Source organism: Kiloniella laminariae DSM 19542, from assembly GCF_000374005.1.
GTDB classification, from domain to species: domain Bacteria; phylum Pseudomonadota; class Alphaproteobacteria; order Kiloniellales; family Kiloniellaceae; genus Kiloniella; species Kiloniella laminariae.
On sequence record NZ_KB893166.1, the window covers coordinates 38794 to 51234 of the forward strand.

Consider the following 12441-nt stretch of genomic DNA (forward strand, 5'->3'; position numbering starts at 1 on the left):
ACAGGCAAATCCGCTTAGCCTCAAATCGATTGTGCAGCGCACAAATACTGACTTTGTCTTTGGAATACTCCGTAAGTGCAGGAGTACAAACACAGAAACAGATCCGGAAACAAGTCCGGGCACCATCCAGACAAAGCAAAAAGAATTGGGGAAGATAGAGTGCTTTATAACTATTTCGACATGCAGAATGCCGCTTTGGGACCGATGCGCGCTATGGCGCAAATGACCAAGACCTATTTCAGTCATCCGATGATGCCTCTCTCCCGCACCTATTTGGGGAAGATCATGTCAGCCGGTGCTGACGTCCTTGAGGGTGTTATCCGCCATCGCGGAAAACCGGAATGGGGCTTTCAAGCCCTCACCGATGAAAACGGGACTCACCCGATTGATCTTGCTCGGGTCGACCACAAGCCTTTTGCCGATCTGATCCGTTTTCGCTATGATCTCGCCAAGAACCCAAAGAAAATCCTGCTCGTCTCGCCCATGTCTGGCCATTTTGCGACCTTGCTCCGCGGCACCGTACTCACAATGGTCAAAGATCACGAAGTTTATGTGACAGACTGGGCTGACGCCAGCTCCGTACCCGCTTCTGATGGCGCCTTCGGGCTTGATGACTACATTCAGTATATCGTTGATTACATCCGTCTTCTCGGTCCGGATGTTCATGTCATTGCCGTTTGTCAACCTGCGCCACTCGTATTGGCAGCGGTTGCACTTCTTGCCGGAGAGAATGATCCCTGCCAGCCAAGCAGCATGACGCTGATGGGTGGTCCGGTTGATCCGGGCGCTGCAGAAACAGAAGTAACCAAACTGGCCGACAGCCAGTCCTTATCATGGTTCAAGGAAAATCTGACCGCCAGTGTACCGATGCAATATCCCGGTTCCGGGCGTCGGGTCTACCCCGGATTTATGCAGCTGGCCGCCTTTATTTCGATGAATTCATTCCGTCATGTCGATGCGCACATGCAACACTTTAACAATCTGATTATCGGGGATGGTGATTCAGCAGAAAGCCACACCAAATTCTATGACGAATACCTCTCGGTTATGGATGTCACTGCAGAATTTTATCTCGACACCATCCAGCATGTTTTCCAGGAACGCAGCCTGCCCAAAGGCACCATGGTTTGGAAGGGCATTCCTGTCGATCCGTCAAAAATCAGGAAAACCGCGCTTTTGACAGTCGAAGGCGAGCTTGACGATATCTCTGCCCCCGGACAAACCGAGGCAGCGCATGATCTTTGCTCTTCACTCGCCCAGGGAAAACACAAGAACCATATTGAAAAAGGTGTTGGTCACTATGGTATCTTCAATGGCCGTAAATGGCGCGAGAACATTTACCCTGTTATCAATGATTTTATTGAGAAAAATCAGAATAAGTCTTAGATTTTGTTAGCTTTTTATAAAGACTATCGCTTTAGCCTAAGCGATAGTCTTTATCGCTATCACGATCTGGTGTTCTTTTATGCGGACTTTACCCTGTCGCTCTCTCTTTTTTTTCGCTCTTGTCAGCTCAGTTTTTCTAGCTGGCTGTGGCGAAATCTATGATGATACCAAGGGTTGGGCTCCCCGATTTTTAACTGAAATCAAAAAGAATGCAAAAGAAGCCTCGTCCCCTGATGAAACGGCAATGCAACCCGCTGCGCCTGCCCCGGAAGGAAGAGCCGACGAAATCAAAGTTACAGCGCTGCAACCAGCCTCTGGCGTTCCCTCCAGCGACAAAATCAAAGCAGATGCCAAGACGGCAAAATCGGTCACAGCGCCCAAACCATCTTCAACGGCTGGCACTTACGCCATTCATCTGGCCTCCAATAAAAACAAGGAAAGCGCCCAGAAGGAATGGAAAGAGTTACAAAATGCCTTTCCTGCCGAAACCAAAGGCCTCACCTTTCAGACAAAACAAGTGGAAATTACAGGCAAGGGTACTTTCTTTCGGGTACTGGCAGCCCCCTTTAGCAGTAAAGAAGCTGCAGATAAGACCTGTGAGACACTGAAAAAGAAGAAACAATACTGTTCAGTTCTAAAAATATAAAAACCGGATCCAGGCAGCTGCCTGTTATAGCAATGCTGTTCCTGATAAAGAGACGCCAACAACTGTTACCATCAATCACAATGCCACAGGTCTGATAGTTTTACTGCCGAACAAGGTGTAACTTTGTTCAATAAATTAACCAGTTAGAAAAAACAGGAGAGCTCTTCATAAAATTTAATTTCACCTTGAAAAGCACTCCTGACATTTTTTTCAAGCCAAAGGCATTCAGCTTTAACCACACCTAATTTTTTGTACCAACCGTACAGGTATGGACACCGCCGCTTTCGCTCATCGTGCCCCCATGCTTCTTGCAGGACGTCTTGAGAACCGAGGGGCAAACAGTGGCAAAGTAAGGCGGCACACTACAGTTAACCTTATGCTCTTTTTTTAAAACACCTCCGCCAGAATTTCCCTGTAGTACCAATCGGTCAAGCTTTTGACTTTGCTGTACAACACTGTCCGCAGCTGCCGTAAAAGAAATAGCGCCACCAGAGCCAGCAGTGATCAAGAAAACGATTGAGACGGTTCGACAGGCTGTTTTGAAACACATGATATGTTCCTTTCATATAATGAAGTTTTGTCCCAAAGGACACGAACATCAGTATGTCGTTCCAGCCTGTTGCCAGGTTCATTTCCGGTAAACTTTGATAGTCCTGCTGCAATTTTTCCCCGAACAAGCAGACAAGGTTCTGGTGTTATTTCCGCCCAAGAATCTTGCGCAGTTCAGCAGCCTTCGCTTGAGCTCCCTTGACGACAAAGCCAATGTCCGCACCATCGAAGACAACATCATAGCCAGCCTTGTAAAGATCTGCCGCAGTGCGTCCGGCTGTTGGCAAGCCTGCCAGAACTTTACCTTCTCGTATGACCGTCTGCTCGATTTCGGAAATGACCTTTATAACTTCAGGATGATCCTGCTGTCCGGGATAGCCGAGATCAGACGAGAGATCTGCCGGGCCAATAAAAATCATATCAACGCCGGCTGTTGTCACAATTTCCTGAGCATTCTTGGCGCCTTCTGCCGTTTCAATCTGGCAGATAACCATGACCTGATCATTGAAGTTCTCAAGATATTCCCGCGCCTTCACCCCATAGTCCGCTGCACGAATAATCGTTGAGGCAACTCCCCTGTGTCCCAAGGGGGCATAGAGTGCTGCTTCCACAGCCTTTCGAGCCTCTTCCGCAGAAGACACCGCAGGGATCATCACCCCATCTGCTCCGGCATCAAGTACCCGTTTGATTTTCGAAGATGAATTCCCAGAAACCCTGACATAAATTTTGGGACCATATGCTCTAGCGGCCTGCATCTGGACCAATGCATCCAGGATAGAGCCCGGACCATGTTCAAGATCAATCATGAGACAATCATTGCCAGCCTGGGCGATAATTTCTGTCGCCAGAGAACTGAACATATCAATCCAGCATCCGAAAGCCGGATGATTTTTCCCAAGCTTTTTCAGCAACAGTTCTTTGCTCATAATCAACCTACCCTTTAATACAAGACCTCAACGGTTAAGATGAGGTTCCAAGCGCGCAAGTGCTTCGCTCAAGAGCCCGGGGCTACAGGCGAAACACATCCTAAAGTAAGGGCCATCATGCGCGAAGGCGCTGCCCGGCACAATCCCGACACCCGTTTTATCAAGGATGTCGATGGCATAAGCAAAGGGGTCCTCGACATCCCTAACGGAGAAATAGGCATAAAAGGCTGCCTCTGGCAGGGCAATTGAAACCCGGGAAAAAGCAGACAACCCCTTACAAACCAGATCCCGGCGCTGTTTCAGGGCAGCCCGGTTGGCCCGGATAAATTCCTCACCCTGCTCTATCGCCGCCTGGCCAGCCTTCTGAATAAAGGGAGCCGCACCGGATATATTGAATTCCGTCATCCGGGCCAGAGAAAGTCCGATCTCGGGCGGGGCAGTAATCCAGCCCAGACGCCAGCCGGTCATGTTCCATGCCTTGGAAAAACTGTTCAGCAGAATGACCTGATCTTCGGCAGTCATAATTTCTGCAACAGAAGGAGCCGAGTTTCCCTCGTACACCATACGGCCATAGACATCGTCACAAACCAGCCAAATGCCTCTATTGCGACAATACTCCAGTATTGCAGCCAACTCTTCCCGGGTGGCAACCCAGCCCGTGGGATTGTTCGGCGAGTTGATATAAAGGAGCCTGCAACCAGCATCACAGTCAGAAAACAACCGCTCCAGATTTAGAGACCACCTTCCCTCCTCATCCCGATCAAGCAGGAACGAAGAGACATCAGCCCCCAATAATCTTGCCGCATTCGCCGCATTCGGCCAGATCGGACCGATAATCTTTACCTTGTCCCCCGGATTAAGCAGACACTGGAAGGAAAGCATCACCCCTTGCATGCCCGAAGCAGCAACCGTGATCTGTTCATCCGAAATCTGCGCTCCATACAGCTCTGTCATGTAGCGGCTGATCGCTTGTCGCAAGATCGGCAGTCCAGCGCTTGGGGGATAGGTTGTAAAGTTGGCGTCAATCGCTGCCTTGCCTGCTTCTTTGATAAATTCAGGCGTCGGCTCATCACTCTCACCAAACCAGAGAGGGATAACACCATCTTTGCCAAAACCATGCTCCATGACCGCACGTATATGGCTGCGCTCCAGCTTTCCCGCTGTCTTGCTGATTTCATATGACATCACGTTCTTTCCCAGTACCTTTTCACTACCAAGGGTATTAAAAAAAATCTCTGAGAACAAGCACACCTTTTACGAAATTAACCCTAACTCTATGAAGACAATAATTTTATCCTAATGCTATATACGTATATTTTTTTTGCACAGCTACAGCACAAGCACACTTTAAAATTGAAAGCGGATAATTTTCAAAAAAGATAAAAGAAACTGGGAAGTTCACCAGGAATAGCTCAAACAGGTGATAATAAAGATCACAGCAGAATATCTGCAAGCTTGCCGAGGATGTGCCCATAAGACACATCCTCCCGTAGGATGACACTTGCATCCCCGGATCGTGGCTTACACATTGCACGATAAGCAGCCTGCTTCAGGAAGTACCCCCAATCGCGCCACCGGCAGCGTACAGGGACCTTTTCCCGAAGCTTTTTACCGGGGAACAAATTCCCGGAAACTCAATCTGAGTTGTGTAGCAAATTTGCAATAAATGCTCAAGAATTTCCAAAACTTAAAGGCAAGAGCTTTTGGAAGGATGCACGACAACCAAGGCTATCTGGTCAAGACTACCTGTAAACTTTATCCAGCGATATAGTCTAATCCAGCCCCTCAGCCAGTTCATCCAGACTTTCCTGATCAAGAATTTCAATACCGCCCCCCGAAGGAATGGCGATAATCTTCTGCTTCTTGAGATTAGTCAGAGTCCGGCTGACTGTTTCTGTTGTCAGGCCAAGATAGTCACCGATATCGGAACGCCCCATGGGCAACGCCACCAGTTGTCGCTCTGTTGAAGGCTTACCAGCCCGCTTAACAAGCGAAATCAGAAAGCTGCTGACCTTTTCAACAGCTGTCTTCCTGCCTAACAGCAGCATCTGATCCTGGGCAAGAACCAATTCATGCGACACCATATTCAACAAACGGTGCTCAAGCTGGGGCAATCTGTTTAAAAGTCCTTCAAGCTTTTCACGGGGAAAACGACAAAGTCTGGAATCTTCAAGCGCCTCAGCCGAATAGGCATAAAGATCGTTCATGGCAATCCCGAGGAAATCACCCGGAAAGAGGAAACCTGTCATCTGACGGCGGCCGTCTGGCAAGAGCTTGAAAAGTTTGACCGAGCCAGCGGTCACGTTAAACAAATATTCTGCGGGATCTGTCTCGTTAATAATTGTCACACCCCGGCCAACCTCCAGGCTGGTCGAAATCGCAGAAAGCTCGCGCAACTCTTCACAGGACAACGCATGACAAAGGCTCATTCCTGCAACATTACAATTCTCGCAGGGAGAATAAGCTTCAGACTGAGCAGTAACAGCGTTTGCCGTGTGAGAATGACTTCTCATATCTGATATTCCTGACAGATTGTTATGTCGCAGTGATACTACCACAGCATCACTTGGCAAACCGTGAAGACTTTATTTTGCATGCGTCATATTGACCTACATCAAAGACACACCTGAACTTAGCTGTTTGTTTGATAAGGTTCAACCTCTGAGCGAGTAACTGCTGTGCAATTTGCCATCACCCCACTTGACCAAAGTAAAAGTCAACAAGTCCTGCCTCTGATACAAATGGTCAAGAGCGACATCACTGCTAAACAATGGCAGCAGTATGTTGACAGCTTCACCGGCCGCAACACCCGGGAATGTGGTATTATCACAGTCAGGAATGCGACAAATTATCATATGGGAGTACTCTGTTATAAGATAATTGAAGATGTTATGCATCAAAGGGTTATGGATGTTACCAACTACGTTGCCGCTGATATTTTAGGCCGTAATGATATTTCGGGGACTCTGCTGAACTGGCTGGAAGAACAGGCAAGAAGCCGAGACTGTCAGGCCATTCATATCACCATAGATGTTAAACACAGTCCCATTCCACACAGCAGCTACAGTAAGTCTATCCCAAGCCAGATGTCAGACAGAGGCTATCTTTGTGACGCAACGAGGTTGTGCAAAAAACTGAATTGATCATCCCTTTAACCAACAGCAGCTTCGCTACTGATATATCCCACCCGCTACAAAATGGCTTTAGCGGGTGCGTCAACCCGTAACATTGACCTAGATCAATGCCTTTTTATAGATAGAGCGTAGGGTAAACGTGTGCCGGAAGTCCACTTCGGCCAGATAAAACCACGTTCTTAATAATAAGGCGACTTCAGGAATGACTCGGGAAATAACCGCAAATGCTCGGTTATCCGTCGATGGATGGGTAACAGCCGGCGCGCTGCTTATAGGTGCTTTTTATGCCACCTTGACAGCCGCACGCACAGAAGACCCGGTGATGTCTGTTCATGCATACATCTTTGCAGGGGCTTTCATCCTCGGACTTTTTGGAATCATCAAGGCATACTTCGACAACTCGGAACGCCTTGCAGACCAGCCCGCCGGGACCTCAATCCAGTATAATCTTGATATTATCAAAGCGGGTGTCATTGCTTCCGTATTCTGGGGCATCGCAGGATTTCTCGCTGGCGACACAATCGCCTTTCAGCTCGCCTATCCAGATCTGAATTTTGATACTTCTTTTTTCAATTTTGGACGGTTGCGCCCTCTGCACACCTCGGCGGTGATCTTTGCATTTGGTGGAAACGTTCTTATTGCGACTTCCTTCTATGTTGTTCAGCGCACCTGTAAGGCCCGCTTACCAGGGACCTTTGCCCCCTGGTTTGTGTTCTGGGGCTACCAGCTTTTTATCGTGATTGCCGCCACCGGCTATCTGATGGGGGCCACACAGGGCAAGGAATATGCAGAACCGGAGTGGTATACCGATCTGTGGCTAACCCTTGTCTGGGTTGTGTATCTCTTCGTTTTTCTGGGTACTCTCTGGAAACGTCAGGAACCGCATATCTACGTTGCCAACTGGTTCTATCTCGCTTTTATCGCGACGATCGCCATGTTGCACATCATCAACAACCTCGCCGTTCCTGTCTCCTGGACCAGTTCCAAGAGTTACATTCTTTTTGCCGGTGTTCAGGATGCCCTGACCCAATGGTGGTATGGGCATAATGCAGTGGGTTTTTTCCTGACAGCCGGGTTTCTGGGCATCATGTATTATTTCGTGCCCAAGCGAGCGGGACGCCCGGTTTATTCCTACCGTCTGTCGATTGTGCATTTCTGGTCTCTGATCTTCATGTACATCTGGGCGGGCCCTCACCATCTGCACTATACAGCCCTGCCTGACTGGGCCCAGACCCTTGGAATGACTTTCTCTATCATGCTGTGGATGCCCTCGTGGGGTGGCATGATCAACGGCCTCATGACACTTTCAGGTGCCTGGGACAAACTGCGTACTGATCCTGTCCTGCGCATGCTCGTCGTTTCTGTTGCCTTTTACGGCATGAGCACTTTCGAAGGACCGGTCATGGCGATCAAGGCCGTGAACTCACTCAGTCACTATACCGACTGGACCATCGGTCACGTCCATTCCGGTGCATTGGGCTGGGTCGCCTATGTCAGTTTCGGGGCTCTTTATTGCCTTGTTCCCTGGCTCTGGAATCGCACACAACTCTATTCCCTGAAACTCGTAAGCTATCATTTCTGGATTTCGACTTTCGGTATCCTGCTCTACATCACCTCCATGTGGGTGTCAGGTATCCTTCAGGGGCTGATGTGGCGTGCCTATAACGATCTGGGCTTCCTCGAATACTCCTTTGTGGAAACAGTCGAAGCAATGAACCCCTTCTACTGGATCCGGGCTATCGGTGGAGCCTTCTTCGTCGTTGGCGCTCTGATCATGGCCTACAACCTTTGGCGTACAGCCCGTGGCGATCTTAGAGTGGAAAGCCGCTCGTTACCGCCTGAAGCTGTTCCCAGCCCCGTAGCAGCCGCATAAGGAGGGTATGAGTTATGATAAAACATGAAGTATTCGAAAAGAACTCGATCATTCTCCTGATCGGCATTCTCATTGTTGTCTCCATCGGTGGGCTGATCGAAATTGCACCGCTGTTCTTTCTGGAAAGCACCATTGAAAAGGTTAAGGGCATGCGCCCTTATTCTCCACTCGAACTCGCGGGCAGAAACATCTATATCCGCGAGGGATGTTACAACTGCCATTCCCAGATGATCCGCTCACTGAAGGATGAGGTCGAACGATATGGGCCTTATTCTCTGGCAGCAGAATCCATGTACGACCATCCCTTCCAATGGGGATCGAAACGGACCGGGCCCGACCTCGCCCGTGTCGGCAGCAAATACTCAGATGACTGGCATCGCGAGCATCTCGTCAACCCGCGGGGGATCGTTCCTGAATCGGTTATGCCAGGTTATCCATTCCTGCTGGATACTCCTTTGTACTACAAGGACATGAAGGAACATCTGGAAGCCAACCGCATGGTCGGCGTGCCTTATAGTGACGAGATGATCGAAACCGCCATGGAAGATGTTCGCAGCCAGGTTGATCCTGATGCAGACACTGATGGCCTTCTCGCCCGTTATCCCAAGGCGCAGGTACGTGATTTTGATGGAAATCCAAAGGTTCTTTCTGAAATGGATGCCCTGATTGCCTACCTGCAAATGCTCGGAACCCTGGTGGACTTTTCGGCCTATAAAGCCGATGGCCCGGACCTGCGTTAGGAGATTTTCATGGATTACAGTGATGTTTCACATTTTTCACAAACCTGGGGTCTGGTTTATCTCGTCATCATGTTTCTCGCCGGTGTGGTCTATGCCCTCTGGCCCCGGAACAAGGACAAGTTCGATCACGCCGCCAATATTCCACTAGAGGATGACTAGTCATGGCAGGAACTCCGAGAAAAGACGAGATTTCCGGCGTCGATACCACCGGTCACAAGTGGGACGATATCGAAGAACTCAACAATCCCCTGCCACGCTGGTGGCTATGGGTCTTCTACGCCTCTGTTTTGTGGTCCGTGGTTTACTGGATTGCCATGCCTGCCTGGCCCGGGATCTCCGACTACACCAAAGGTATGCTGGGATATTCCCAAAGGAGTATCGTTCAAAATGAACTGGCTGCGGTCAAAGCAAGCAGAGCAGAATGGGACCAGCAGATCCTGAATTCCTCGCTGGAGGAAATCGTTAAGGATGACACCCTGAACCAGTATGCGCTGGCTGCCGGCAAAGCTGCTTTTGGCGACAACTGTAGTGGCTGTCATGGCAGTGGTGCCCAGGGCGGGAAAGGCTATCCCAACCTGAACGATGATCACTGGCTCTGGGGTGGTTCTTTGGAAGATATCCATACCACCATTGCCTATGGCATCCGTTCAACACATGAGGATACCCGGGTCAACGACATGTCGGCTTTCCTGCGCGACGAAATCCTGGAAAAATCCGAAATTTCGGACGTGGCTGAATATGTTATGTCCCTTTCCGGAACAGCCACTGATGCCCAGGCGGCTCGCCGCGGTGAAGAACTGTTTGTCGACAACTGTGTCGCCTGCCATTCCGAAGGCGGTCTTGGAAACCGTGATCTTGGTGCCCCGAACCTTGCCGACAGCCTCTGGCTCTATGGCGGCGACAAAGCCACCATCGTTCAGAGTATTTCCTATGGCAGGAAGGGCGTCATGCCAACTTGGGAAGCCCGGCTTGATCCTGTCACTGTAAAGGCACTCAGTATCTATGTTCATGCCCTTGGCGGCGGTGAATAAGATTTACCTGAGGGAGTGACACGATCACTCCCTCAGAACTTTCAAATCAGAAAATAATCACGACCCGTCAGAAAAGAACCGTGCCAGAGAATGAGTACCAAGCTGGAAGATATCGTCAGAGACGCCACCATCGAAGTGGATGCCGTCAATAAAAAAGAAAACCGGACGCTTTATAAAAAGCGGGAACCGATTTTCCCCAAGCGCGCTGTAGGCCAGTTCCGCCGCTTGAAATGGCTGATTATGATCATCACCCTTTCAATCTATTACCTTGTTCCTTTTCTCAGATGGGATCGTGGTCCGGGCGCACCTGACCAGGCGGTATTGATTGATTTTCCGGGTAATCGTTTTTACTTTTTCTTTATCGAGTTATGGCCACAGGAAGTCTATTACATTACAGGCATTCTGATTGTTGCCGCCTTGTTGCTTTTCTTTTTCACCAGTCTGTTTGGCCGGGTCTGGTGTGGTTACTCCTGTCCCCAGACGGTCTGGACTGATCTGTTTATTGCTGTCGAGCGCTGGGTTGAAGGCGATCGCAATGCCCGTATCAAGCTTCATCGGGCCCCCTGGTCATTGGAAAAAATTGGAAAATACTGTCTCAAGCACACGATATGGCTGTTAATCGGCATCGCCACAGGTGGTGCCTGGGTCTTCTATTTTGCTGATGCACCGACCCTGTTTGTCGAGCTTTTCACCCTTCAGGCTGACATAATGGCCTACAGCTTTGTCGCGCTGTTGACCTTCACCACCTATACCCTTGGGGGGCTGGCGCGTGAACAGGTCTGTATCTACATGTGCCCCTGGCCCCGCATCCAGGGAGCCATGATGGATGAGGATTCACTTCAGGTTACCTATAAACTGGATCGCGGAGAACCGCGGGGCCGGGCAAAAAAAGCCCACGATGATGAAAGCTTTGGAGATTGTATCGACTGCAAACAATGCGTCGTAGTCTGCCCTATGGGGATTGATATCAGAGATGGTTCCCAACTTGAATGTATCAATTGCGCCCTTTGTATCGATGCCTGTGATGCCATTATGGACAAGATGGGTACACCACGTGGCCTGATTGCCTATGACACTGATGCCAATCTCGCCCGGAGGATTGCCGGTAAGGCGGAGCAATTTACGCTCCTGCGCATGCGCACAGTAGTCTATGCTTTCGCCATTCTGTTCGTCTGCGCCGTGATGAGCTATGTTCTGGTGACCCGCTCTTCTCTGGATCTCAATGTTCTCAGAGATCGGAACCCGATCTTCGTCAAGCTGTCGGATGGCAGCATCCGCAATGGCTATACAGTTAAGATTCTTAACAAGGAACGCAGCGTCCGGCAATTTGCCGTATCCGTTGATGGCCTGCCAGTCGAGACACTTAAGATAAATGACATCGAAGACAATGGAGCTGCACCGATTGTCGAGGTCAAGCCAGATAGTTTGCGGAGCGTCCATCTCTTCATTTCTGTTAATGAAGCAGATCTTGCCTCTGCTTCAGAGCCTGTCACCATCACTGTCACTGATACTGAAAACGGGAACTCTGTTACCTATGACAGCGTCTTTATCGGACCGGAAAAATGACAATGACCTCAATGGAAAGTTTCTCACCTATGACCAATAAAACTTCGGATCGGGAAAAAGAAAGATTTACCGGCAAGCATTTTCTGGTCTGGATTCTGGGATTTTTTGGCGTTGTGATTGCAATAAACATCGCCTTCATATTTCTGGCGACAGATACCTGGACCGGTTTATCGAGCAAGACAGCCTATGTTGATGGATTAAAATACAATCAGACGCTTGAAGCCGCCAAAAATCAGCAGGCTCTGGGATGGCGTAATACGCTGGTACTGGCAAAGACAGGCCAGCAGCACAGCCTTGACTTCACCCTGGCAGATCAGGAAGGAACGGCCCTTTCCGGCTTCACCGTGACGGCCCTTATCGGCCGCCCAACCCTGCAGAAATACGACCAGACCGTCACACTTGGTGAAAGCACAAAAGGTATGTATCAGGCCATTCTTGATCTGCCTTTGCCAGGGCAATGGCATGTCAGCCTGAAAGCAATTTCTCCGAGCGGTACAAGCTATCAACTTGAACAGCGCTTTATCGTAAAGTAGGTCGCAAATGTCTCAATGCTGCTCTGGTAACAACACATCGAAAAATGTACCTGCACA

The 12441-nt window shown here is 49.5% G+C and carries 13 protein-coding genes; 9 read left to right on the plus strand and 4 right to left on the minus strand.

What is annotated here, in order from left to right:
• The first annotated feature begins 159 nt into the window (after positions 1–159).
• Complete coding sequence (locus B152_RS0115170) at positions 160–1386, plus strand: polyhydroxyalkanoate depolymerase (RefSeq protein ID WP_020593279.1); 1227 nt, start codon at positions 160–162, stop codon at positions 1384–1386.
• A gap of 79 nt (positions 1387–1465) precedes the next feature.
• Positions 1466–2032: an SPOR domain-containing protein gene (locus B152_RS0115175; RefSeq protein WP_020593280.1), complete on the plus strand. Its 567-nt coding sequence runs from the start codon at positions 1466–1468 to the stop codon at positions 2030–2032.
• Positions 2033–2273: 241 nt separating this feature from the next.
• On the opposite strand, the gene B152_RS26055 is transcribed toward B152_RS0115175, so the two are convergent.
• The 4 genes from B152_RS26055 to B152_RS0115195 form a co-directional block, all read right to left on the minus strand.
• Positions 2274–2582 (minus strand): hypothetical protein, encoded by a 309-nt coding sequence (locus tag B152_RS26055; protein ID WP_157231112.1) that lies wholly within the window; start codon positions 2580–2582, stop codon positions 2274–2276.
• Positions 2583–2727: 145 nt separating this feature from the next.
• Positions 2728–3507: an HpcH/HpaI aldolase family protein gene (locus B152_RS0115185; RefSeq protein WP_020593282.1), complete on the minus strand. Its 780-nt coding sequence runs from the start codon at positions 3505–3507 to the stop codon at positions 2728–2730.
• Between the two features lie 27 nt (positions 3508–3534).
• A complete protein-coding gene (locus B152_RS0115190) occupies positions 3535–4692 on the minus strand; it encodes a pyridoxal phosphate-dependent aminotransferase (RefSeq protein ID WP_020593283.1) in 1158 nt (385 codons plus the stop codon).
• A gap of 587 nt (positions 4693–5279) precedes the next feature.
• Positions 5280–6020 (minus strand): cyclic nucleotide-binding domain-containing protein, encoded by a 741-nt coding sequence (locus tag B152_RS0115195; RefSeq protein WP_157231113.1) that lies wholly within the window; start codon positions 6018–6020, stop codon positions 5280–5282.
• A gap of 165 nt (positions 6021–6185) precedes the next feature.
• On the opposite strand from B152_RS0115195, the gene B152_RS26060 reads away from it, so the two are divergent.
• The 7 genes from B152_RS26060 (at position 6186) to B152_RS0115235 (ending at position 12384) form a co-directional block, all read left to right on the plus strand.
• The gene (locus B152_RS26060; RefSeq protein WP_157231114.1) at positions 6186–6650 is read left to right on the plus strand and encodes a hypothetical protein; all 465 of its coding nucleotides are present in this window, start codon (positions 6186–6188) and stop codon (positions 6648–6650) included.
• A gap of 193 nt (positions 6651–6843) precedes the next feature.
• Positions 6844–8514, plus strand: coding sequence for a cytochrome-c oxidase, cbb3-type subunit I (gene ccoN / locus B152_RS0115210; protein ID WP_020593287.1), 1671 nt, complete (start codon positions 6844–6846; stop codon positions 8512–8514).
• 14 nt (positions 8515–8528) lie between these two features.
• Complete coding sequence (gene ccoO / locus B152_RS0115215) at positions 8529–9254, plus strand: cytochrome-c oxidase, cbb3-type subunit II (RefSeq protein ID WP_020593288.1); 726 nt, start codon at positions 8529–8531, stop codon at positions 9252–9254.
• 9 nt (positions 9255–9263) lie between these two features.
• Positions 9264–9413, plus strand: a complete 150-nt coding sequence (locus tag B152_RS0115220; protein ID WP_020593289.1) for a cbb3-type cytochrome c oxidase subunit 3 — start codon at positions 9264–9266, stop codon at positions 9411–9413.
• A 2-nt stretch (positions 9414–9415) separates the two neighbouring features.
• Positions 9416–10285 carry a cytochrome-c oxidase, cbb3-type subunit III gene (gene ccoP, locus B152_RS0115225; protein ID WP_020593290.1) on the plus strand — a complete coding sequence of 290 codons (870 nt, stop codon included), beginning with the start codon at positions 9416–9418 and terminating at the stop codon, positions 10283–10285.
• A gap of 90 nt (positions 10286–10375) precedes the next feature.
• Positions 10376–11851, plus strand: a complete 1476-nt coding sequence (gene ccoG, locus B152_RS0115230) for a cytochrome c oxidase accessory protein CcoG (protein WP_020593291.1) — start codon at positions 10376–10378, stop codon at positions 11849–11851.
• A gap of 29 nt (positions 11852–11880) precedes the next feature.
• Positions 11881–12384: a FixH family protein gene (locus B152_RS0115235; RefSeq protein ID WP_157231115.1), complete on the plus strand. Its 504-nt coding sequence runs from the start codon at positions 11881–11883 to the stop codon at positions 12382–12384.
• The last annotated feature ends 57 nt before the right edge of the window (positions 12385–12441 follow it).